Annotated in this window: 23 protein-coding genes and 2 pseudogenes; 13 read left to right on the top strand and 12 right to left on the bottom strand. The window is 67.1% G+C overall.

The window, feature by feature from the left end; genetic code table 11:
- Positions 1-67: 67 nt before the first annotated feature.
- Positions 68-130 (bottom strand): annotated as a pseudogene (locus ACI3KU_RS08065) (hypothetical protein); the annotation flags it as partial.
- Positions 131-253: 123 nt separating this feature from the next.
- Positions 254-877 (bottom strand): TetR/AcrR family transcriptional regulator, encoded by a 624-nt coding sequence (locus ACI3KU_RS08060; RefSeq protein WP_404921794.1) that lies wholly within the window; start codon positions 875-877, stop codon positions 254-256.
- 91 nt (positions 878-968) lie between these two features.
- Here ACI3KU_RS08060 and ACI3KU_RS08055 point away from each other — a divergent pair, with 91 nt between their 5' ends.
- The 5 genes from ACI3KU_RS08055 to ACI3KU_RS08035 are packed head-to-tail and all read left to right on the top strand — an operon-like array spanning position 969 to position 6952.
- Positions 969-2573 (top strand): carboxyl transferase domain-containing protein, encoded by a 1605-nt coding sequence (locus ACI3KU_RS08055; RefSeq protein WP_404921793.1) that lies wholly within the window; start codon positions 969-971, stop codon positions 2571-2573.
- Between the two features lie 5 nt (positions 2574-2578).
- Positions 2579-4510, top strand: coding sequence for a biotin carboxylase N-terminal domain-containing protein (locus ACI3KU_RS08050; RefSeq protein ID WP_404921792.1), 1932 nt, complete (start codon positions 2579-2581; stop codon positions 4508-4510).
- A complete protein-coding gene (locus ACI3KU_RS08045; RefSeq protein ID WP_404921791.1) occupies positions 4507-5661 on the top strand; it encodes an acyl-CoA dehydrogenase family protein in 1155 nt (384 codons plus the stop codon). The genes ACI3KU_RS08050 and ACI3KU_RS08045 overlap by 4 nt, the downstream gene beginning before the upstream one ends.
- Positions 5658-6137 carry a MaoC family dehydratase gene (locus ACI3KU_RS08040; RefSeq protein WP_404921790.1) on the top strand — a complete coding sequence of 160 codons (480 nt, stop codon included), beginning with the start codon at positions 5658-5660 and terminating at the stop codon, positions 6135-6137. The genes ACI3KU_RS08045 and ACI3KU_RS08040 overlap by 4 nt, the downstream gene beginning before the upstream one ends.
- Positions 6134-6952: an HpcH/HpaI aldolase/citrate lyase family protein gene (locus ACI3KU_RS08035; RefSeq protein WP_404921789.1), complete on the top strand. Its 819-nt coding sequence runs from the start codon at positions 6134-6136 to the stop codon at positions 6950-6952. Before ACI3KU_RS08040 ends, ACI3KU_RS08035 begins: the two co-directional genes overlap by 4 nt.
- An 11-nt stretch (positions 6953-6963) precedes the next feature.
- On the opposite strand, the gene ACI3KU_RS08030 is transcribed toward ACI3KU_RS08035, so the two are convergent.
- The 3 genes from ACI3KU_RS08030 to ACI3KU_RS08020 form a co-directional block, all read right to left on the bottom strand.
- Positions 6964-7539 carry a histidine phosphatase family protein gene (locus tag ACI3KU_RS08030; RefSeq protein WP_404921788.1) on the bottom strand — a complete coding sequence of 192 codons (576 nt, stop codon included), beginning with the start codon at positions 7537-7539 and terminating at the stop codon, positions 6964-6966.
- A 48-nt stretch (positions 7540-7587) separates the two neighbouring features.
- The gene (locus tag ACI3KU_RS08025) at positions 7588-8424 is read right to left on the bottom strand and encodes a Sir2 family NAD-dependent protein deacetylase (protein ID WP_404921787.1); all 837 of its coding nucleotides are present in this window, start codon (positions 8422-8424) and stop codon (positions 7588-7590) included.
- Between the two features lie 202 nt (positions 8425-8626).
- Complete coding sequence (locus tag ACI3KU_RS08020; RefSeq protein ID WP_404921786.1) at positions 8627-9913, bottom strand: hypothetical protein; 1287 nt, start codon at positions 9911-9913, stop codon at positions 8627-8629.
- A gap of 118 nt (positions 9914-10031) precedes the next feature.
- Here ACI3KU_RS08020 and ACI3KU_RS08015 point away from each other — a divergent pair, with 118 nt between their 5' ends.
- Entirely contained in the window at positions 10032-10829 is a 798-nt protein-coding gene (locus ACI3KU_RS08015) for a TrmH family RNA methyltransferase (RefSeq protein ID WP_404921785.1), read from the top strand.
- Positions 10830-10835: 6 nt separating this feature from the next.
- Here ACI3KU_RS08015 and ACI3KU_RS08010 read toward each other — a convergent pair whose 3' ends face one another.
- A complete protein-coding gene (locus ACI3KU_RS08010; RefSeq protein ID WP_404921865.1) occupies positions 10836-11663 on the bottom strand; it encodes an SGNH/GDSL hydrolase family protein in 828 nt (275 codons plus the stop codon).
- A gap of 101 nt (positions 11664-11764) precedes the next feature.
- On the opposite strand from ACI3KU_RS08010, the gene ACI3KU_RS08005 reads away from it, so the two are divergent.
- The 6 genes from ACI3KU_RS08005 to ACI3KU_RS07980 all read left to right on the top strand — a co-directional run bounded on the left by ACI3KU_RS08005 (position 11765) and on the right by ACI3KU_RS07980 (position 16802).
- The gene (locus ACI3KU_RS08005; RefSeq protein ID WP_404921784.1) at positions 11765-13567 is read left to right on the top strand and encodes a DEAD/DEAH box helicase; all 1803 of its coding nucleotides are present in this window, start codon (positions 11765-11767) and stop codon (positions 13565-13567) included.
- Between the two features lie 107 nt (positions 13568-13674).
- On the top strand, positions 13675-14757 hold the full coding sequence (locus tag ACI3KU_RS08000) for a VIT1/CCC1 family protein (RefSeq protein WP_404921783.1): 1083 nt from the start codon (positions 13675-13677) through the stop codon (positions 14755-14757).
- A gap of 122 nt (positions 14758-14879) precedes the next feature.
- Positions 14880-15089, top strand: a complete 210-nt coding sequence (locus ACI3KU_RS07995) for a CsbD family protein (protein ID WP_404921782.1) — start codon at positions 14880-14882, stop codon at positions 15087-15089.
- Positions 15090-15199: 110 nt separating this feature from the next.
- Positions 15200-15364, top strand: a complete 165-nt coding sequence (locus ACI3KU_RS07990) for a hypothetical protein (RefSeq protein ID WP_404921781.1) — start codon at positions 15200-15202, stop codon at positions 15362-15364.
- A 75-nt stretch (positions 15365-15439) separates the two neighbouring features.
- The gene (locus ACI3KU_RS07985; protein WP_404921780.1) at positions 15440-16276 is read left to right on the top strand and encodes a PhzF family phenazine biosynthesis protein; all 837 of its coding nucleotides are present in this window, start codon (positions 15440-15442) and stop codon (positions 16274-16276) included.
- A gap of 28 nt (positions 16277-16304) precedes the next feature.
- A complete protein-coding gene (locus tag ACI3KU_RS07980) occupies positions 16305-16802 on the top strand; it encodes a hypothetical protein (protein ID WP_404921779.1) in 498 nt (165 codons plus the stop codon).
- Here ACI3KU_RS07980 and ACI3KU_RS07975 read toward each other — a convergent pair whose 3' ends face one another.
- Together ACI3KU_RS07975 and ACI3KU_RS07970 are read right to left on the bottom strand one after the other, a co-directional pair.
- The gene (locus ACI3KU_RS07975) at positions 16803-18074 is read right to left on the bottom strand and encodes an MFS transporter (protein ID WP_404921778.1); all 1272 of its coding nucleotides are present in this window, start codon (positions 18072-18074) and stop codon (positions 16803-16805) included. It abuts the gene before it with no gap.
- A 63-nt stretch (positions 18075-18137) separates the two neighbouring features.
- Positions 18138-18623 carry an HAD family acid phosphatase gene (locus tag ACI3KU_RS07970; RefSeq protein WP_404921777.1) on the bottom strand — a complete coding sequence of 162 codons (486 nt, stop codon included), beginning with the start codon at positions 18621-18623 and terminating at the stop codon, positions 18138-18140.
- 71 nt (positions 18624-18694) lie between these two features.
- Between ACI3KU_RS07970 and ACI3KU_RS07965 the strand changes: the two genes are divergently transcribed.
- On the top strand, positions 18695-19171 hold the full coding sequence (locus ACI3KU_RS07965; protein ID WP_404921776.1) for a GNAT family N-acetyltransferase: 477 nt from the start codon (positions 18695-18697) through the stop codon (positions 19169-19171).
- Here the strand turns inward: ACI3KU_RS07965 and ACI3KU_RS07960 are convergent.
- The 4 genes and pseudogenes from ACI3KU_RS07960 to ACI3KU_RS07945 form a co-directional block, all read right to left on the bottom strand.
- Positions 19143-20432, bottom strand: a complete 1290-nt coding sequence (locus ACI3KU_RS07960) for a hypothetical protein (RefSeq protein WP_404921775.1) — start codon at positions 20430-20432, stop codon at positions 19143-19145. The two genes, ACI3KU_RS07965 and ACI3KU_RS07960, sit on opposite strands and share 29 nt — an antisense overlap.
- 233 nt (positions 20433-20665) lie before the next feature.
- The gene (locus ACI3KU_RS07955) at positions 20666-21559 is read right to left on the bottom strand and encodes a carbohydrate ABC transporter permease (RefSeq protein ID WP_404921774.1); all 894 of its coding nucleotides are present in this window, start codon (positions 21557-21559) and stop codon (positions 20666-20668) included.
- A complete protein-coding gene (locus tag ACI3KU_RS07950) occupies positions 21556-22488 on the bottom strand; it encodes a carbohydrate ABC transporter permease (RefSeq protein ID WP_404921773.1) in 933 nt (310 codons plus the stop codon). The genes ACI3KU_RS07955 and ACI3KU_RS07950 overlap by 4 nt, the downstream gene beginning before the upstream one ends.
- 74 nt (positions 22489-22562) lie before the next feature.
- Positions 22563-22771: pseudogene (locus ACI3KU_RS07945) on the bottom strand (carbohydrate ABC transporter, N-acetylglucosamine/diacetylchitobiose-binding protein); the annotation flags it as partial.

Below are 22771 nucleotides of genomic sequence, written 5' to 3'. Positions count from 1 at the left end.
GGTCAAAAAAACCATGGGAGGTGGATGCGTGGAAGAATGAGCGGTTGGCGTACGTCTGGGTCGGCACCGCCGCATACCAGTTGTCGAAGACCGCGAACTCCCGAGCGAGCGTCGACAGCACCGGAAGCATGTCGGGGGAGAATCCATCGCGCCGCCCTGCAGAAACTGCCGGCGCGACGTGCCCCGCGATCGGGGCGTGGTCGGATCGTTCTGCGGCGGCGTGGGGGAGTCGTTCGCGTGCACGCTCCCGAGCCTACGCGCGGGGTGCATCGCCGATCGGCGATGCCGCGGCGGTCAGCGCCGCCCACGCCGCCGCGGCGAGTTCGTTCGCCGCCACGGCGCGGTCGGCGCGGGAGCCCCGCAACGCATGGGGCGTGGAGTTGAGGAGTCCGAAGACCGCGTGAACGCGCAGTCGCGCGAGCGGATCGGAGAGCGTCGGATCGAGCGCGCGCAGAGTCGCGACCCAGTCGTCGACGTAGGCGCGCTGCAACGTGCGCACCTGATCCCGGGCCAACGGATTCAGGGACGGGAGATCGCGGTCCTGGACGCGGATGACGTCGGTCTCGACGAGAGCGAAGCGGGTATGGAACTCGACCAGCGCTCGCAGCGTCTCAGACGGCGGCGATCCGGCGGCACAGACCTCGCGACCGCCCTCGTGCAGGCGTGTGCTGACACCCACGAGGAGCTCCTCCAGCACCATCTGCTTGCCGGGGAAGTGCCGATACACGGCCGGCCCGCTGATACCGACTGCGGTTCCGAGCTGGTCGATGGTGACGGCGGCGTAACCATGCGCCGCGAACAGCCGCGCGGCCGCGGTGACGAGGGATGCACGTCGTTCGGCCTTGGCGCGATCCCGGTGTGTGGTGGGTCTTGTCATCGTGCTCCTTCCGCGTTAGCGTACATTCCAGTTAGTAGACATTAACTGAATCCCGACGACACCGGCAGAGCAGCCACGATCGCGAGGACACATGACCCGGCTTACCAGCGCAGTGGTTCAGGATGAGGCGTTCCACGAGAACGCTGCGGCACAAGGCGCCCTGCGCGATGATCTTGTCGGCCGTCTCTCACGGGTCGCCCGTGGGGGATCCGACCAGGCACGCGAGAAGCACCTCGCGCGCGGGAAGCTTCTCGCGAGAGAGCGGGTCGACCGATTGCTCGACGTCGACAGCCCGTTCCTGGAGATCGGCGCCCTCGCGGCAGACGGGCTGTACGACGGGCAGGCGGCCGCCGCTGGCGTGGTAGCCGGAATCGGGCTCGTCCACGGGCGACACGTCATGGTCATCGCGAACGACGCCACCGTGAAGGGCGGCACCTACTACCCGCTTACGGTGAAGAAGCACCTGCGCGCGCAGGAGATCGCCGAAGAGAACCGCCTTCCCGTGATCTCACTCGTCGATTCCGGCGGGGCATTCCTCCCGCAGCAGGACGAGGTCTTTCCCGATCGAGACCACTTCGGTCGGATCTTCTACAACCAGGCCCGCATGAGCGCGCAGCGCATCCCGCAGATCGCTGCGGTGCTCGGCTCCAGCACCGCGGGCGGAGCGTACGTCCCGGCGATGAGCGATGAGACGGTGATCGTGCGCGGACAGGGCACGATCTTCCTCGGTGGCCCGCCCCTCGTGAAAGCGGCGATCGGTGAGACCGTGACCGCCGAAGAGCTCGGCGGTGGCGAAGTTCACGCCCGCCGCTCCGGGGTCGTGGACCACCTGGCCGAAGACGACGATCATGCGCTGGAGATCGTCCGCGACATCGTTGCGACCCTCCCGGCGCCCGGGCCCCTCGCCTGGGATGTCGTGGACACGCAGGATCCCGTTGTCGCCCCCACTGAGCTGTACGGCGTCGTGCCGGTGGACGTCAATCAGCCCTACGATCCACGCGAGGTGATCGCGCGTCTCGTCGACGGCTCCGACTTCACGGAGTTCAAAAGCGAGTACGGCACGACGCTCGTGACGGGGTGGGCCCGCCTGCACGGTCATCCGGTGGGCATCATCGCCAATCATGGCGTGCTGCTCAGCGAATCGGCTCTCAAGGGCGCCCACTTCGTCGAGCTGTGCGACCAGCGCGGCATCCCGCTCCTCTTCCTCCAGAACATCACCGGGTTCATGGTGGGCCGTGACGCGGAAGCGGGCGGGATCGCCAAGGACGGGGCGAAGATGGTCACCGCCATCGCCACTTGTCGGGTGCCGCGGCTGACCGTCATCGTCGGAGGATCATTCGGCGCGGGAAACTACGCCATGAGCGGCCGAGGCTACTCGCCGCGGTTCCTCTGGGCGTGGCCCGGCAGCCGGATCTCGGTGATGGGTGGAGAGCAGGCGGCGCGCGTGCTCTCCACCGTCAAGCGGGATCAGATCGAAGCCGGTGGCGGAGAGTGGAGCACCGACGAGGAAGAAGCCTTCCGGGCGCCCGTCCGAGAGCAGTACGAACGTCAGGGCAACCCCTACTACGCCACCGCACGCCTATGGGATGACGGAATCGTCGACCCCCTCCAGACCCGTGACCTGCTCGGTCTCGCCCTCGACGTGGTCGGGCGCGTGCCCTTCGCTGACAGCCGCTTCGGCCTCTTCCGGATGTGAGGGACATGACGATGCCGACCTCTCCGCCTCCGCCCTTCCGTACGGTGCTCGTCGCCAATCGGGGCGAAATCGCGCGCCGCGTGATACGCACCCTGCGGCGCCTGGGCATCCGCTCCGTCGCCGTCTACAGTGACGCCGACGCCACCGCCCCGCACGTGCGGGAGGCAGATCATGCCGTGCGCCTGGGTCCTGCTCCCGCCGCCGAGAGCTACTTCAGCATCGATGCGGTCATCGCCGCCGCGCGAGAGAGCGGTGCTGAGGCGATCCACCCCGGCTATGGATTCCTGTCGGAGAACGTGGCGTTCGGTCATGCGTGTGCTGCGGCAGGAGTCGTGTTCATCGGGCCCGGCGAGAACGCGCTGGACGTGATGGGCGACAAGATCCGCGCCAAGGATCATGTTGCAGCCTCCGGCGTTCCCACGGTCCCCGGCTTCAGCGCGCGCGGCCTCACGGACGACGAGATCCGCAGCCGAGCTGCCGAGGTCGGCTTCCCGCTGCTGGTGAAGCCGTCGGCCGGGGGCGGCGGGAAGGGAATGCAGGTGGTGCGGGCTGCCACCGACCTCGACGACGCCCTCGCGACCGCACGACGTGTGGCTGCGGCATCCTTCGGCGATGATTCGCTCCTCTTGGAGCGGCTCATCGAGCGCCCCCGACACATCGAGGTGCAGGTGTTCGCCGACCAGCAGGGCACGGTCATTCATCTCGGCGAACGCGAGTGCACCTTGCAGCGCCGCCATCAGAAGGTCGTCGAGGAGGCTCCGTCGCCACTGATCGATGCCACCACACGCGAGCGCATCGGCGCGGCCGCATGCCGAGCTGCGGCGAGCGTCGACTACGTGGGGGCAGGCACCGTCGAGTTCCTGGTCGCCGCCGACCGACCGGATGAGTTCTTCTTCATCGAGATGAACACGCGGCTGCAGGTGGAGCACCCCGTCACAGAGATGGTCACCGGGCTCGACCTCGTCGAACTCCAGCTGCGGGTGGCTGCGGGCCAGCCGTTGGCACTCACACAGGACGACGTCACGTTCACCGGTCACGCTGTTGAAGCTCGCGTCTACGCGGAGACCCCGACGCGCGGCTTCCTGCCGGCAACGGGTGACGTGCTCCTCTGGCAGCGTGCCGCGCGAGTTCGAACGGATTCGGCGGTGGCGACCGGCTCCGTCGTGACAGCCGATTACGACCCGATGATCGCCAAGGTCATCGCCTGGGCTGACGACCGCGATGCCGCCGTGACGCGTCTTCGTGATGCGCTCGCGGAGACCGTGCTGCTCGGTGTCGACACGAACATCGGCTTCCTGCGTTCGCTTCTCGACGACGAGCACGTTCGCGCGGGAGATATGGACACCGGACTCATCGACAGGCTTCCGCCGTTTCGCGATTCGGACCCGACTGCCGCGTTGCTGAGCGTTGCCGCAGCGTCCGTCCCGCAAAACGGAGACGTCGCGCCGACAGGTCCGTGGCGATCGCTCGCCGGTTTCCGTCTCGGCGCTCCGGATCATCGCGGAACCGTCACGCTGATCGCCGATGATGGCGAGATCCACACGGTGGGCCTCGTTGCCACGCTACCCGCCGACGCCCTGTCCGCGGCAGACCCCGATGGTGCGGTCTGGGCGCACGCAGACGGCCTCACCGCACGATTCACGCCGATCGGGCGCCGTGAACTGGGGGAGAAGCGCCGCAGCGAGCGCGACCGCGGTGTGGGCGCTGTCGACCCTGCACTGAAGGCGCCCATGCCGGGCAACGTCGTCGCTGTCCACCCGGGCGGAGCCATCGCCGCCGGGGACCGGGTGGTGGTCATCGAGGCGATGAAGATGGAGCACCCGGTGCTCGCGCCGGCGGACGGGACTGTGACCATCGATGCGCGTGTGGGCGATCACGTGCGACGCGACCAGATCGTCGCCCATTTCACCCACGAGGAGACAGAGGAACCCGCATGAGCATGGAACTCACCGAGGAAGAACGCGAACTCGCGGGTCTGGTGCGAGCTTTCACCGACGAGGTCGTCGCTCCGGCGTCTTATGAGGCCGACCGCACCCACACCCTGCCGCTCGACGTCGTCGCCGCCATGGGGGAGCTCGGGCTGTTCGGGCTTCCGTTCCCGGAGGACCTGGGCGGGCAGGGCGGCAGCTACTTCGCCCTCGGGTTGGCGATCGAGGCGATCGCCCGTGCCGATCAGTCGCTGGCCATCACGCTGGAGGCCGGCGTGAGCCTCGGCGCCATGCCGATCTTCAAGTTCGGGACACCGGAGCAGCAGGCGGAACTGCTGCCTGATCTGCTGGCAGGTAGGGCGCTCGCCGGCTTCGGGCTCACGGAGCCCGAAGCCGGATCCGACGCCGGAGCCACCCGCACCACCGCTCGCCTCGACGGGGAGGAGTGGGTGATCGACGGCAGCAAGCAGTTCATCACGAACTCCGGCACGGCGATCACGCGCTTCGTCACCGTCACCGCCGTCACCGGGACAGCGGCGAACGGCAAGCGCGAGATCTCCACGATCATCGTGCCGAACGGCACGCCGGGTTTCACCGTGGAACCCGCGTACGACAAGGTGGGCTGGCACGCATCCGACACACATCCGCTGACGTTCGTGTCGACGCGCGTGCCGGCCGACAACCTTCTGGGTGAACGCGGCCGCGGGTTCCGCAACTTCCTGGAGATCCTCGACGAGGGTCGGATCGCGATCGCCGCGTTGGGTACCGGCGCCGCCGAGGGATGCTTGGAAGCAGCCGTGGACTACGTCGGCAAGCGGAACGTGTTCGGCTCGGCGCTGTCCACCCGCCAGCACGTGCAGTTCCTGCTCGCGCGGATGCGCACCCGGGTTCACACGTCGCGCCTCGCCTGGCAGCACGCCGCCCGGCTGCGCGATGCCGGTCGCCCGTTTGGTGAGGAGGCGGCGATTGCCAAGCTCGTCTCCAGTGAAGCCGCCATGGACAATGCTCGGGATGCGACCCAGCTGTTCGGAGGCAACGGGTTCATGAACGAATACCCGGTGGCGCGCCACTATCGCGATTCCAAGATCCTGGAGATCGGCGAGGGCACCAGTGAAGTGCAGCTGCTGATCATCGCGCGCGCGCTGGGGGTGGCGTCATGACCGAGGAGCGTGTCATCGAGCAGCGGGGCCTGTTCTTCGAGGAGTTCGACGAGGGCGTGCGTTACGTCCACCGCCCGGGCAGAACCGCCACCGAAGCCGACAACGTGCTGTTCACCACCCTGACGATGAACACGCAGGCACTGCATCTCGACGCGCAGGTCGCAGCCGAGAGCGGATTCGGTCAGCGGCTGATGAACTCGATGTGGACGCTGTCGACGATGGTCGGACTCAGCGTCGCCCAGCTCACACAGGGCACTCTGATCGCCCAGGTGGGATTGAGCGACATCACCTTCCCTGCGCCGATGTTCGCAGGAGACACGCTCACTGTGTCTTCGCGGGTGGTGAGCAAGCGGCCGTCTGCATCTCGTCCGGGCCAGGGCCTGGTGAGCATCGAGCACACCGGGACGAATCAGGACGGCACCGTGGTGGCGACAGCGACGCGCACGGTGCTGGTGCGGATGCGGAATGCCGGATGAGCGCCGCGGTGCTCGACAACGGTCCCGCGGTCCTGTTCTGTCCCGCCGATCGACCGGATCGCTACGGCAAGGCGCTGGAGCGCGCGGACGCGGTCATCCTGGACCTGGAGGACGCCGTCTTGCCGGCGGCGAAGCACGACGCACGCATCGCGATGAGCACCGCGGACCTTGATCCCGATCGGGTCATCGTGCGGGTAAACGCCGCCGACTCGGAGTACTTCGTCGAGGATCTGGCGGCCGTACGGCGCAGCCCGTTTCACACGGTGATGCTCGCGAAGGCCGAGTCGACGGCGCAGCTGGATGCGATCGGTGGCGGTCTGAGCGTCGTCGCGCTGTGCGAGACCGCTCGCGGCGTGATGGCGTCCGACGCGATAGCCGCACACCCCGCGGTGGTCGCGCTGATGTGGGGCGCGGAGGATCTGATCGCCTCGCTCGGCGGGTCATCGAGCCGTCGGGAGGATGGCGGGTATCGAGATGTTGCCCGCCACGCACGTGCTCGCGTGCTGCTGGCCGCGGGGGCCTTCGGTCGGCATGCCATCGACGCCGTGCATGTGGACATCCCGGACCTCGGGGGACTGGAGGCCGAGTGCCGCGACGGCGCGGCCAGTGGCTTCTCCGCGACCGCGTGCATCCACCCCTCCCAGGTGGAGGTGGTGCGGCGGGCGTATCGTCCCGCGGAGGCAGACGTCGAGTCAGCCCGACGGCTGCTGGATGCGGCGGCGGGTGAAGCCGGAGCCTTCCGTCTGGATGGTCGCATGGTGGATGAACCGGTGCTGCGCCAGGCTCGCGAGGTGCTGCGCCGCGCGGGACGCTGAGCGGATGTGATTCAGCCGACGGGCAGCAGGTGCGGCTCGTGCACGCGCAGCGTGCCGTCTTGGACGCGCAGCGTGTGGGCGGAGCCGTTGGCGATGCGCAGGCTGGGGAGCGGCTCGCCCGTCAGGTGCCGCAGCAGCGATCCGATGACACCTCCGTGCGAGACCGCGACGATGTGGGTGCCCTCATCGACACTCGCAGCGATCTCCGTGAGCGCCCGAAGTGCACGCTCGGCTACCTGCTCGCGCGGCTCTGCGTCGGGAATCTCCGCGGTGTGCCAGGATCCGAAGCGAGTGACCAGCTCGGTGTCGGTCATTCCCTCCGCCACACCGTAGTTGCGCTCCCGCAGCGCTGCGAAGGTTGCCGGTCCGGTCCACCCGCGGGCCGCGCCGATGATCTGCGCGGTCTCCTCCGCACGCGACAGATCACTGGAGATGAGCAGCACGGGATCGCCCACGGTCAGCTCCGCCGCGGCCTCCCGAGCCTGGCGGCGACCCGTGTCGTTCAGGGGGATGTCCGTCGAGCCCTGGATACGGCGGGCGAGGTTCCAGTCGGTCTGTCCATGGCGCACGAGAGTGATGAGAGTCACCGTGTGAGCGTAGCGCGCCGTCGCTGGGACTCCGCCGCGCCGACGATGTCAGTCCAGCAGCGCCTGCGTCAATGCCGGTAGGACTTCACCGATGGCACCGTCCAGTTTCAGCGACGCGCGGTCGTCCCACCGCGTGACACCGCGATTGACGACGACGAGTGGCAGATTACGCCGACGCGCACGTTCCAGCAGTCGAGTCGCGGAGTTCACGACGAGGGAGGAGCCGGCGACCAGCACCGCATCGGCGGCCGTCACGATTCCCTCGGCGAGACGGAACGTCGCGGTCGGCACGAACTCTCCGAAGAACACCACGTCCGGGCGGAGGAGCCCGCCACACACCGTGCAGTCAGGAACGATGAAGTCCGTGGTGTCGGCGGGGATCGCGTCGCCGTCCGGCCCCAGCTTCACCTCTGCGCTCTGACCGAACGAGGGATTCTCGCGGAGGATGCGCGCCGATATCGCACGTCGGTCGAAAACCTGGCCGCAGGCGAGGCAGCGCACTCGACGACCCGTGCCGTGAAGTTCCACGACCCGACGACTTCCGGCGGCTTGGTGGAGGCCATCGACGTTCTGCGTGACGACTCCGGTGGCGAGACCCTCGCGCTCGAGGCGAGCAACGGCGAGGTGTCCCGCATTCGGCTGACGGGTGGAGAAGTCCTTCCAGCCCAGCTCACCGCCGGCCCAGTACCGACGCCGATCGGCATCATCCTGCGCGAGGAATCGCTCGTGCGTCATCGGCGTCCGCACCGGGGCACCTTCGCCGCGGTAGTCGGGGATTCCCGACTCCGTGGAGATGCCGGCACCGGTGATGATCGCGATGCGATGCCCGGCCAGCAGATCGGCCGCGCGGAAGATGTCGGCGACCGAGAAGGAGACAGCGTTCACGTCTTCAGCCTAGGTCCGTTCTGCCCCGCCGCGGCGGGCGCACGGTGAGCCGCGGGGCATGGTGGCCCGGGGTCGGCGCGAGGCATGTGGGCCACGACGCCTGGTGGGCCGGGGTTGGCGCGGGTCCACGTGCAGGCGCGCATGGGCCGTGGGTGCGAACATTCACCCACGGCCCACCCGTCTCGACGTGTTTAGCTGCGAGTCACTGGGGTGTGCTGCCGTCGTAGGTGTGGCCGCCGTGCCCGTCGCTCTGGGGCGGCGCTGCGGGCGGCTGAGGCGAGTTGACACCCGATCCCTGCGGTGGTGGGGATGCTGCGGGGGCACCCTCGGCCGGCGTTGGCGACGGCGCGGGCTGGACGGGGAAGGCGGCGGGTGCTGACGGCACGACCGGCGGTGCGGGCTGGGCCGGATACACCGGGGGAGCACCGTATCCCTGAGCCGGGGGATACCCCTGCGGTGTGGAGTACGGCTGCTGCCCGGGGGACTGATATCCCTGCTGCTGCGGATATCCCGGGGTGGGGTATCCCTGCTGCGCCGGGTTAGCCGGAGGTGTCTGGTGTGCCGGAGGCGTCTGGCGGGGTTGTTGCCCCGGAGCCGCATATCCCGGCTGGGCGGGATACCCCTGCTGCGGGTACTCCGGCTGCTGCTGCGGGTACCCCGGCTGCTGCTGCGGGTACCCCGGCTGCTGCTGCGGGTACCCCGGCTGCTGCTGCGGATACCCCGGCTGCTGCTGCGGATACCCCGGCTGCTGCTGCGGATACCCCTGCTGCTGCGGGGGATACACCGGCTGGCCGTAGGCCTGCGGAACCTGCTGTTGCGGTGCGCTCGAGGCGGCATCGCGGGGCTGAAAGGCGCGGATGATGAGCGGAATCACCGTCAGCACCACGGCGATCAGCGCGGTGGCCCCGGCCACACGCCACCACCAGTCCGGGTAATCGGGGGCGGGGAACGCCGCCGGAATCGCGAGTACGAGCGCGGTCAGCCATCCGAACGCGATGGCACCGTAGCCCGCGACCTTCGAAATCGGCGGCGTCGTCGCCTTGCGCGTGAACGGGACATAGAGCTGGGTGATGCCGAGAGCGGCACGCAGAAGCAGCAGCACGCCGAGCAGCCGGAACATCTGAACCGACCAGACGAGTTCATCGGCCGTATCAGCGGGCTGGCCCCAGCCGTTCCAGATCTTGAGGAGGCCGACCGCCACGATCACCACGTTGACCACAGTGGACGCACCCAGGTACCAGGGGTCTCTGCCTCGGGTTATCGCCGTATCGATGAGAACAGCACCGGCGAATGCGGCAACCAGCAACAGGGTCAGCCACGCACGCCCGGCCACGTTGGACTGGTCGCCGACGATGATGAAGAAGCCGCCCAGCAGTGCAGCCGCCACGAGCATGCCGATCGCGAGCCACATCGCGATCCTGCTCACGTTGAGACCCGAGGTCGGACCCGCGTCGCCCGGCACGGCACCGGGCTGTTGTGTATGAGACATGAACTCCCCCTTCTGAGTGAGCCCACAGTACCGCGCGGCGGCGTCGGACGCTGGGTGAACGGGCGCATGTGAGCATCACGGCGAGGCGGCTGTGGACAACCTGCGCGATGATGGACCGATGCCCGCACACGAGCACTTCGACCCGACGGATCCCCGGCTAGCGCCACTGCGATCGATGACGGACGCGGCCCATCGTCGCGCCACCGACGCCGTACACGGCACGTACGTGGCGGAATCCCTGCCCGTCCTCGAGCGTGCTGTCGCCGCCGGCCACCGCGTGCGATCGGTGCTCATCGCGCCACGGTGGCTCGCGCAGGTTCAGCAGATCACCGCTTCCGACGTCGATGTGTTCGTGGGGGAGGCGGATGAGCTGGCCGCCGTGACAGGCTTCGACATGCACCGTGGCGTGATCGCGGTGGTGGAGCGTCCCGCACCTCGCCGGCTCGACTCCCTCCTCGATGGGCGGCCGGTGGTCGTGCTGGAGAACATCACGGATCAGGCGAACATCGGCTCGATCTTCCGCAACGCCGCGGCTCTGGGCGCAGCAGGCGTGCTTCTCACGCCGAGCACCGGTGATCCGCTATACCGCCGCAGCATCCGCGTGAGCATGGGAACCGTGTTCCAGGTGCCGTGGGCGCGTGCAACGTCGTGGCGTGAACTCCGTAGCGCTCTCGCCGCCGCGGAATACACGGTCGCGGCACTTGCCCTCGATCCGCGCGCGATCGAGCTGCAGGACTATCACCCGACCGGTCCGGTCGCCCTCATCCTCGGAGCCGAGGGCCCCGGCCTGGCCCCGGAGATCGTCGCCTCGGCGCACGACGTGGTCACGATTCCGATGTCAGCCGGCGTGGACTCGCTCAACGTCGCTGCCACGAGCGCTATCGCCCTGTGGCATCTCGGGCGCGCACGTCGCTGATCGGGATCAGTCCGGGCTGTCGCCCACGAGGGTCACGGGCAGCGGCTCGGGACGTTTCGCGGTGATCGTGTCGCCCGAGGATTGATGGCGCAGTCGGCGCAGGACCCACGGCACCAGATGCTCGCGCGCCCAGGAGATGTCGCCGACGCGTGCCTCGCGCCAGGTGCGCGGCACGATCGCGTCGGGTTGCATCGGCACCAGATCGTTCGGAACATTCAGCGCACGCAGCACCATCCGCGCCACTTCGTGATGGCCGAGGGAGTTCATGTGCAGCCGGTCCTCGGCGAAGAACCGTGCGTCCTGGACCTCTTTGAGGGCCCACTGATCAGCCACGATGCAGTCGTACTTGTCTGCGATCGCGCGCAGGTTCTCGTTGTAGATGGCGATCTTCCCACGAAACGGTCGGAAGACCGGCGTGAAGGTGACGTCGATTCCTGTGAACACCACGATCGTGGCCCCATCCCGGCCGAGTCTCGCAATGGACTCGTCGAACAGCTCGGCGATGTGATCGGGATCGGTGCCGGGGCGGATGACGTCGTTGCCGCCCGCGCAGAAGGTGATCAGGTCGGGCTTGAGCTCAAGGGCGGCGTCTATCTGCTCGTCCATGATCTGCTGGATGAGCTTGCCGCGGACGGCCAGGTTGGCATATGCGAAGTCGTCGATGCCGGTGCCCAGAACCTCTGCGACACGATCCGCCCAGCCGCGCAGGCCATTGGGGGCGGACGGCTCGGGGTCGCCCACGCCCTCGGTGAACGAGTCTCCGATGGCCACATACCGCCGCCAGGGGTGGGGGCCGTCGTTGTCGCCGACCGTGTGCGGCAGGGTGCGTCGCATCTCGTCCGGCTGCTCGTCGCGCTTCGTCATGATCGCCTGCTTTCCGCGTCAGGCCGCGCCCACCGGCGGGCCACCCGGAAGCATAACAGCGCTCTTCGAGCATGTCCTCCCCGTCCCGCGGAGCAGTGTCGGTGGAGGCGACTATCCTTGACCGAGTGCTGTCACCGTCCTATCCGCAGAGAGCCCCGTGGGGTACCGCGGGCAAGCTTCGAGCGTGGCAGCAGGAGGCCCTGGAGCAGTACTTCGCGCAGGACAAGCGGGACTTTCTCGTCGCCGCCACGCCGGGCGCAGGAAAGACGACGTTCGCGCTGACGCTGGCGCAGGAGCTGCTGCGTACCGGCGTCGTCGACAAGATCATCGTGGTGGCGCCCACCGAGCACTTGAAGACCCAGTGGGCGGACGCCGCGGCCCGTCTGCACATCCGCCTCGACCCGGTGTTCCGCAACTCCCATGTCGCCCCGGCTCGGTACTACCACGGGGTCGTCGTCACGTACGCGCAGGTGGCTGCGCGCGCTTCCGTGCACCGCCGACTCACACAGTCTGCACGCACCCTGGTGGTCCTCGATGAGGTCCACCACGGCGGTGACGCCCTCAGCTGGGGCGACGCGATTCGTGAAGCCTACGGTCCCGCCACCCGCCGGCTCTCCCTCTCCGGAACGCCATTCCGATCCGACACCGCGCCGATCCCGTTCGTGGAGTACCACCCCGACGAGTCCGGCGGACGAGTGTCCACCACCGACTACAGCTATGGCTACGGTCGAGCCCTCGCCGACGGCGTCGTGCGGCCGGTCCTCTTCCACGTGTATGCGGGCACCATGCGCTGGCAGACCAGCATGGGCGATGAGCTGGAGGCGAACCTCGGGCAGGAGAACACGAAAGACGTCAACGCCCAGGCCTGGCGCACCGCCCTGGATCCGGAGGGCGAGTGGATGCAGGTCGTGCTGCGATCCGCGAATGACCGGCTGAGCGAGATCCGCAAGCACGTGCCGGACGCGGGCGGGCTGGTCATCGCTACCGACCAGACGGTCGCACGCGCCTACGCGAAGCTCCTGCAGGGCATCACCGGCGAGCATCCCACCGTCGTCCTGAGCGACGAGAGCGATGCCTCGGCCCGCATCGAGAAGTTCGCGGATTCGACGAGTCGCTGGATGGTGGCCGTTCGGATGGTGTCCGAGGGCGTCGATGTGCCGCGGCTCGCCGTCGGCGTCTATGCCACGTCGTCGTCGACGCCGCTGTTCTTCGCGCAGGCGATCGGCCGCTTCGTGCGCGCTCGTCGTCGGGGCGAGGCAGCCAGCGTGTTCCTGCCGAACGTCCCACCGCTGATGAAGCTGGCGAACGAGATGGAGAAACAGCGCGATCATGCGCTGGATCGCCAGACGAAAGACGACGACGGTCTCGAGGATTCGCTGCTGGACTCCGCCAACCGCGAGGAGAAGGCGGAGGACGCCCTCACCGAGGAGTTCCAGTACCAGGCGATCGCCTCGACGGCTCACTTCGATTCCATCGTCTTTGAAGGACAGCAGTTCGGGCAGCTCGCTGAGCCCGGTACGGCGGAGGAACTGGAGTTCATCGGGCTGCCGGGACTGCTGGAGCCCGAGCACGTGCACGAGCTGCTGATGCAGCATCAGGCGAAGCAGGCCAAACACCGCGAAGCGCGTGAGGCGCGTGAGAAGACCAGCGGGGAGCGGGAGACCTCTCTCCCCGAGCCGCTGCACCGTACACTTCGGGAACAGCGTCAGCTGTTGAACACTCTGGTGGGTCTGTATGCCCGACAGAGCGGCGAGCCGCACGGTGCCGTCCACGCCCAGCTTCGCCGAGAATGCGGTGGCCCAGCGGTCGGCACGGCGACGGTAGCGCAGCTGCAGAAGCGCATCGAGGTGATCCGCCGCCGCGTGCGGTCCTGAGTTTTCCGGGTCTCGTTCGGCGGCCCGAAATGCTGGCAATCCGCGAGATTCCGCGGTTCTCGGGCGCGTCGACACCTACGGTGGAAGCTGCTGTCCCGAGGAGAACGATGTCTGCGCCTGCCCCCGCTGCCCCAGCCCCCACCGATGCCGACCGCCGCCGCTGGGCGAAGTACCTGGCGGACGAGCGCGCCGAAGCTCATGTCTACCGCCGTCTCGCGGAGCGCAAGACCGGGGAAGAGCGCGAAATCCTGCTCGCGCTCGCCGAAGCCGAGGGCCGTCACGAGTCGCACTGGCTGACGCTGCTCGGGGGAGAGCCGGCACGACTGCCGCGCGCGGGCGTACGCACGCGGATGCTCGGCTGGATGGCGGGCAGCTTCGGATCGATCTTCACGCTCGCCTTGGCGCAGCAGGCCGAGGCCCGATCGCCGTACGCGGACGAGGAGTTCGCCACGGCGGCCATGGCGGCCGATGAGAAGGTCCATCACGAGGTGGTCCGCGGCCTCGCCGCTCGTGGCCGGCGCCGACTGGCGGGCACGTTCCGCGCGGCGGTGTTCGGAGCGAACGATGGCCTGGTGAGCAATCTGGCGCTGATCATGGGCATCGGCGCCACCGGCGTTGCACCGCAGTTCGTCCTGTTCAGCGGCCTGGCCGGTCTGTTGGCCGGTGCCCTGTCCATGGGCGCGGGGGAGTTCGTCTCCGTGCGCTCGCAGCGCGAGCTGCTCGACGCCACCCAGCCCAGCGATCTCGGCGACGATGCCTTCCTGGACCTCGATCTGGATGCGAACGAGGTCGCGCTCATCTATCGCACGCGCGGGGTGCCCGAAGAGGAGGCGATGGTTCGGGCTCGCAGTGTGCTGGAGGCCTCTCATGCAGGCACCAAGCCGCAGCGCGAGGTGCAGGAGGATGACGAGGTGGTCGGCTCCGCCTGGGGGGCCGCAATCTCCAGCTTCCTCTTCTTCGCATCGGGTGCTGTCATCCCGGTCCTGCCCTGGCTCTTCGGGGCGACGGGACTGCTCGCTGTCGTGCTCGCCCTGGTGCTGGTGGGTATCGCTCTCCTGTCGACGGGTGCGATGGTCGGAATCCTGTCCGGCGCCTCGCCCCTGCGGCGTGCGCTGCGTCAGCTGCTGATCGGATTCGGCGCCGCCGCGGTGACCTATGTGCTGGGGCTCGCGTTCAACGTCTCCGTGTGAGGATCTGCCGTCCATCATCAGGTCTCCCGCTCTCTGTCAACCCGGTTGCCCGGGGCGATGAGTGCGGGTGAGCGTGGATTGTCGGCGCGTTCAGGCGTCGGCGATGGACGAAAGGACACCCCATGGCTATTGGAGACAAGGCACAGCACAAGGCCGAGGAGCTCGCCGGAAAGGTGAAGCACGCTGCCGGCAAGGTCACCGGCAACGAGGACCTGGAGGCGCGCGGTTTCGCCGAGGAGGAGAACGCCAAGCTGAAGCAGGGCGTCGATGACGCGCATGATGCGGCAGAACACGCGAAGGACGAGATTCAGGATCGCCTCGACGACAAGTGACGCGGTGTGCATGCCACCCGCGGGGCGTGGAAGTCAACCCCCTCCGTGCCGGGTGCGCGTGACCATAGCGTGAAGTCCCGGTCGCACCCGCGACCACGGAAGGAGTCCTCATGAACATCTTGTTCATCGTGATCGTGGTGATCGCGATCGTGCTCGCCATCACGGGCGGACTGGTCCAGTCTCTGAACTTCCTGCTCTGGGTCGGACTGGTACTGCTGGTGCTCGCTGTGATCGCCTGGCTGATCCGGTCGATGACGGGGCGCCGGACGCCCTGATCGGTTCCCGGTGGGAGGGGCGAACGTGCACAGGCCCCTCCCACCGGTGGGTCCCCTCTCGGATACGTTGGGGAGGTGACACTGCGCCGGTACACCGAAGTCGACGTCTTCTCGCCCACGGTCTATCAGGGCAATCCCGTCGCAGTCGTGCATGACGCCGAAGGGCTCACGACGCAGCAGATGCAGCGTTTCGCGAAGTGGACGAACCTCGCCGAGACGACTTTCCTGCTTCCGCCGACGTCGGAGGAGGCGGACTACCGGCTTCGCATCTTCTCGGCAACCCAGGAGTTCCCGTTCGCCGGTCACCCCACTCTCGGCTCAGCGCTCGCCTGGTTGCACGCTGGCGGCGTGCCCCGACGGTCCGGCGAAGTCGTGCAAGAGTGCGGTGCGGGTCTGGTTCCTGTGCGCATCGAGGACGCGATGCTCGCCTTCGCAGCGCCGCCGCTGACGCGCTTCAGTCCGGTCGACGAAGCGGAGCTGATGGAGGTCGCCGAGATCCTCGGCATCGATCGCATCGACATCCGCGACGCCTCTTGGCTGGTGAACGGGCCGGAGTGGATGGGGGTACGACTCGCCAGTGCCGCGGAGGTGCTTGCCCTTCGACCGGATCCTGCCGCCCTTGGAGCGCGCTGCATCGGTGTGATCGGTGAGCATCCGAGCGAGAGTGACATTCGATACGAAGTGCGCGCGTTCGTCGGGAACGACCCGGTGTGGGAAGACCCGATCACCGGCAGCCTCAATGCGGGGCTGGCCTTGTGGCTACGGGAGACCGGAGTGACGACGGACGGCTATGTGGCCGCGCAGGGCACGGTGATCGATCACGAGGGTCGTGTTCACGTCAGCTACGACGACGGACAGATCTGGGTGGGCGGAAACGCATTCGTCTGCGTCAACGGCCACGTCGAGCTCTGATCCCCACCACGACAGGCGAGGAGAAACAATGCTGATGAAAACCACGTACCGCACGGTGCTCGAGGAGGGCGTTGTTTCCGCAACGCCCTCGGAGATCTGGCACGTGCTGACCGATCCCGTGGCCATGGTGACCGTCGACGATCATCCCGTCGATGTCGTGGAACCCAGCGGAGACCCCCGAGTGGCAGGGTCTCGCTGGATAGAGGTGCATGAGCCGTCCTGTGGCAACGACCGGGTGCGCGTGCGGGTTGCTCGGTCGGAGGACGACACCCATCAGGTGCTTCAGCTCTGGCAACGCGGAATCTGCATGACGATCGATCGCCGGCTCGAGCACATCACAGCTGATTCGACTCGTGTTGTCGTGACCACCAGCTATCGTCCGGCGCTCGCCGGGCGGCCGGGACAGCAGGTGCTGCCCTGGTTGCTGCTCGCGATCGGGGTCATGCCGAAGCTCGCCGCGGACTCCGATGATGCCTGGTTCGATCGGCTGGGAGAAGCTGCGCGACCAAAGACGGAGCGGGCCTGATCAGACGTGGGTCGCGTCTTCGTGACGCGCCGCGCGCAGCGGTGAGAAGAGGACGATCACGGCTGCTGCCGCGAACACGATCGCACCAATCCCCAGCGTTGCAGCGAAGTCGAGCAGCGTCATCAACACGCCCGTGAGCAGCGCACCGAAGAAGAAGACGACACGATTGACGGTGCGGATGGTCGCGTTCATGCGGCCTTGGATCTCATCCGGCGCAACAGCCTGACGGTAGGAGATGTCGTTGGTGTCCTCGATGCCCATCGCGAGGCAGTACACGAACTGCGCTGCCGCCACGATCGGGAGAACGATAGCCATCGAGGTCGTGGGCGAGAGGGGCACCAGAGCGAGCGCGAGCCACGGCACGACGATGAGGGCACGGCCAAACAGGATCGCGCGGCCGGCCCCGAGCATCGCGCCCACTCGCGGGGCGATCAAGGCGCCGAGGAAGCCGCCAACTCCTCCGGCCGCGAGAGCAACGCCGAACGCCCAGTCGGGCAGGTCCAGGTGTCGCAGCGCGAAGACTCCGAAAGTGGTCGCGACGATGCTGTTGGCCAGGAACCATACGTGCACGGAGAGCGCCAGCGGACGCAGTGTCCGGTGGCGATAGGTGAACCGCATTCCCTCGGCGATATCCCGGCCGATGTGGCTACCTGTCTCCCGGGGCGCTGGACGGGGCTCGTCCACCCGGATCCGCGCCTGCAGCACGGCAGCGATGGTGTTGACGACGGCGTCGAGCGCGAACAGCCAGGTCGGCCCGATCAGCCGAAGCAGCAGACCACCGAGGGCCGGCCCCGCTGTCCCCGCGACCGTGGTGCTCTGTCCCAGTCGCGCGTTCGCCGCCACGAGCGAGGTGCGGGGCACGATCCGGGGGAGTAATGGCTGTGCGGCGGAGTCCGCGAACAGCGTCAGCACACCGAGTGCAAGCGTCACGGCGGCCAGCGTCCAGAACGTCAACGTGCCTGTGAGGAGCAGCACCGGCACGGCAGCGAGCACGAGGGCCCGTCCGATGGTGGTGATGATGAGGGTGCGCTGCCTGCGCCAGCGGTCCATCAGCGCGCCGATGATCAGCCCGAGGAACAGATACGGCACCACGCTCAGTGCTGCCAGCACGCTGATCTCGGCGGGGCTGGCGTCGAGGACGGTGACGATCAGCACCTGGAACGCCACGCCAGCGACGGCCCCGCCAAATGCGCGAATGGTTGTCGCGCTCCAGAAGAAGGCGAACGCAGGGTCCCGGAGGATCTCGGTGCCTCGCCTCGTCGCGTCATGCATGCTCCGAGGCTATCGTTTCGCTGATGTGGCGCCTGGCTAAGCGAGTGGACCGATGATCCCCGCTCACGCCTCGCGGAACTCTGGTTCGATCTCGCCTGGCCAGCCGGGAACGATCGTGACCGGAATGCCCTCCGCGCGCCACAGCTCGATGACGCTCGGGTTGTCGTCGATCGCAGCGACGATGCGGAATCCGCGATCGCGGATCGTCTGCAGGATCTCGGCTTTCACGTGGACGTCCACCCGGTCATCGGTGTCCCCGCGCATCAGGAGGTGCTCATACGACACCTCCCACTTTCTCAACCACACGCGCGTCAGGTACTCCCAGCGCTGGCGGCGAGCTGTCACGATGAAGACCGTGTGACCCTCGGCTCGGCGAGCATTCGTCCACGCGAGCGTCTCGAGCACGGGCGGACACAGCGCGCTGGCGCGGTGGAAGGCATCGAAGTTCCGGTGGCCGTGCTCGCCCGAGACATAGTGACGAACGCCCGAGACATCGCACAGAGTCCCGTCCACGTCGACGATGACGCCCGTGCGCGTTGCGTCACCCATCTCAGATCCCCCTCACTTCTTAAGGAAGCGATGCTACGCCCGGGACGGGGGAGGCGTGGTGAAATGGACCGATGATCGGGAGGATTCGCGAAGCGACACGTGCGGACGCCCGCGCGATCACGCAGGTGCACGTTGCGTCACGGACGTTCTCGTACGGAAGCGCGTTGGATCCGGGGGATGCGCGACGCGATCGCCTGCCGATGTGGACCCGCTTCCTGACAGAGCCGGATCGCACGACGCTGGTGATCGAATCCGACACCTCACTCTTCGGCTTCATTCACCTCCGCGGCCCGCAAGACCAGACAGAGCCCGTTGAGCTCGTCGGACTCTACGTCGTACCCGCGGCCATCGGCACCGGGATCGGCACTCGTCTATATGAGGAGTTCGACAGTCGCCGAGGCTCGCGAGCCGCACAGCTCGAGGTGTGGGACGGGAACGCACGCGCGAAGTCGTTCTACGCGAACCGGGGCTGGGCTCCGACCGCGCAGACGCGCGAGGGCGTCGCGAATCGTCCATTCGTCACGTGGTTTCTCCTCCCACCCTCGTAGAAGCCCCGCTGAGTGCGCGGCGCAGGCCCTGGCGCAGCGCGAGCAGAGTGAGCGCGGCGAACAGGAGCCTGGCACCGAGCAGGCAGATCCAGATTCCGACGGCCGTGGGCAGCGTGAACTTGCAGAGCATCAGGACGATGGGAGCGACAATCACGTACGTGATGATGAGGCCGGCGAGCCCGGGGCGCGCGCCGAACGACACTCTCAGGTACGAGAACAGCGGGCCCGCGCACGGCTCGACAAGCAGCTGAGCCGCGACCAGAAGAGTGAGGACGGTACCGGAGAGAGGGCTGTAGCCCACGAACGCCAGCGTCGCCAGCAGCAGAGCCAGCGGCACCACGATCATCGCGGTCGCTGAGATCGAAGACAGGGCGAAGGCTGAACGTAATCCCGGTTCCCGAAGGCTCATGCGCCCGGCCGTCACGCCGATCATCTTGAGCGGAATGATCACCGTGCGACAGAAGGCCACCGCCGCCGAGACCTGTGCGCCCACTTCCAGCGAGATGCTCGCGGCGATGAGCTGCGCCACGATGAAGAGCAGCATGAACACTGCGCCGTCGAGCGAGTTGACCGTCCGGTCCCACACCGCCCTCCCGGAGAACACCGGCCGTGGGAACACCCGGAATCTCACCTCGGATCGCGCGAGGCGACGCCGGCGCTCAGCCAGCATCAAGCCGACCATGACGGATCCCACGGCCGCCTGGAGCCCGATGGCGATCACATCATCGTCAACGAGCAGCACCACGACGATGCCGACGCCGAGCGCCACTACACTCCGGCTCAGCGTGATGCCGAAATTCTCCCTCTCACGGTCGAGATGCTGGAACGCCGACGACAGCACGCTCGTATGCGGGCTGATCAAGTAGATCGGAATCTGAAGGAGGAACGCGAGGACGACTCCCATGCGCGCGACCGATCCCTCCGGCAGCACGAGCCACAACACCACCGCGGTTACCAGGCTCACCGCCAGCGAGACGAACGAGATCGCGGACGCCACCCGAAGATTCCAGGACAGCGCCTGGGCGACCCCGCGCGGATCATCGCCCGTCCTAGCGAGGTCGCGGAGAGTGGCGATGCCGACGCCGACGTTGATCAGCGCACCGAGTCCCACGATCGTGGCGGAGATTCCGGTCACCGTCACGAAATCGTCGCGGCCGAGCATGAGCGCGAGGGAGACGATGACAAACGACGAAGCGAGGGGGATGAGCTGCGCGAGCATCATCGGCGTCGCGTGGCGCATGACCACCCAGGTGCGCTTCATATCCCCGCTCCGCTCGCGCGCTCGGAGACCTGTGCTTCGTGCACCGCCCCGAGTCTTTGAGCCTAGTCCGCCCGCTCGTCGACGCGGAGCTCGAGGCCGGAGATTGTGGACTCGGAGCCACGCAAGGAGGCGGCGGGCGTCGTGCGCCCGCCGCCTCCTTCCCTGTTGCCAAGAAGTGCCTGTTACCGGGAAGTGCCGGTTGCCAGGAAGTGCCGGTTGCCAGGAAGTGCCGGTTACCGAGAAGTGCCCTGAGACACCGATCCCTGCAACTGACGCTGGAACAGGATGTACACCACGAGCACGGGAACGATCGTGATGACGACGGCCGCGAACATGGCGCCGAAGTCCACCTGATACCCGGCCGCTGAGGCGAATGTCGCCATACCCTGTGACAGCACGTAGTTGTCCTGGTTCGTGTTCAGCGAGATGGGGAGCAGGAACTGGTTCCACAGGCCGAGGAAGTTCATGATCGCGATCGCGGCCATTCCGGGTCTGGCCATCGGCAGCATCACCTGGAAGAACGTGCGCCATTCGCTGGCACCGTCGACGTAGGCGGCTTCCTGGATCTCGTACGGCAACGACTTGAAGAACGAGAAGAGGAAGAACACTGTGAACGGCAGCGCGAACGCCACATACGTGATGATGAGCCCCGGCAGGGTGTTCAGCAGTCCCATTCCCTGGAGGATGAAGAACAGCGGCACGATCGCGAGGAACACCGGGAAGGTGAGGCCTGCAAGCATCAGGTAGTACACGACCCGACTCCCCGGAAGCGAGAAGCGCGCGAGGACATACGCGCACATGGCGCCCAGAACCATCACCAGCGCCAACGACACCCCGACCACGATGATCGTGTTGAGGAACATGCCGCCGAAGTTGTTCTTCACCCACGCATTCACGTAGTTGTCGAAGTTCCAGTTGGCGGGGAGGCCGAAAGGCGACGAGAAGATCTCGGGCGTCGTCTTGAAGGAGCCGATCACGGTCCAGATCATCGGGAGAATGACCACCAGCGACCAGGCGCCGAGAACCACGTGAGAAGCGATGCCCACTGCGCGGTCGCCGCGTGTGGACCCGACCCGTCGGCGTCGCGGGGCGATGGTCGACGGGACGGTGGTGTCTATCGCGGTCATGCTCTGTCTCCGTCGTCCTTGCCACCCAACAGCCGGAACACCCCGATCACCAGTGCGGCGAACGCGAGGGTGACGACCGCGAGCACCACACCCATGGCACTCGCCAACCCGAACTGGCCTTTTTCAAAAGCGGTTCGGAACAGGTATTGGCTCATCACGAGCGTGCTGTTTCCCGGGCCACCGGTGGCGTTGAGACCCGCCATGTAGACGAAGGCATCCAACGCGAGGATGCCCAGGTAGATGTATGCGGTCTGCACGTTGTCGCGCATCTGGGGGAGAAGGATCGAGACGACGGTACGAAAGCGACCCGCGCCGTCGATGCGAGCGGCTTCCAGCGTCTCCGCCGGAATGCCCTTGATCGCGGCCACGAACAGCACCATGTAGAACCCGACCATGCTCCAGACGATGACGAAGATCGTCGAGCCCATCGCCGTGCGCTCATCACCCAGCCAGGAGAACTCATTGGTGTTGAGTCCGACAAGCGCGAGCAGACCGTTCAGCAGTCCGTTGGGCTGATAGATCATGTTCCACAGGATCGCGATGACGATCGCCGGGATCACGTACGGGAAGAACGAGATCACCCGGTAGAAGCTGGAGCCCTTCAGCCCCCGAACCTGACCGTGACTGGCACCGCCCACCGTGATCATGCTCGCGAACACCAGTGCGATGGCAATGGTGATCAGCGGCACCACGATGGCGAGCACGATGTTGTTGCCCATCGCCTGGAGGAACGACGAGTCCTGGAACAGACGGACGAAGTTGTCGAGCGCGACGAAGTCCATCGCGGGGGAGAAGCCCGTCCAGTTGGTCATCGAGTAATAGACGGCCTGGAGGAACGGCGAGATGACGAAGATCAGGAAGATCGCCAGCGGCAGGCCGAGGAAGACAAGCAGGAAGGACACGTAGTCGAGCGTGAGCTTGCGGGGCATCCCCGCCCGGGGCGCGCGACGACGCCTCGGGCGGGTTGCCTCGATCTCTCGACCACGCGTTGTGGTCGAGACCGTCACTTGATCTCGATCTTCTCGACGGAGCTGTCGTTGCGGACTTTGTCGACGAGGGCTTGGAGCTGCTTGGTGATCTCTTCGACGGTCATCTTGCCGTCCAGGAACGAGTTCCAGATCGGGAGCTGATCAGAGTTCATGCCATACAGGTTGGTGGACTTGATGGTGAACATGCCCGACCCTGCCGCGTCGATCATCTCGACCTGCGACA

Origin of the sequence: Microbacterium sp. ZW T5_56 (genome assembly GCF_044987425.1) — a bacterium.
Lineage (GTDB): Bacteria > Actinomycetota > Actinomycetes > Actinomycetales > Microbacteriaceae > Microbacterium.
The sequence above is the reverse complement of the archived record's forward strand: the minus strand, read 5'-3'. Positions and strand labels throughout refer to the sequence as shown.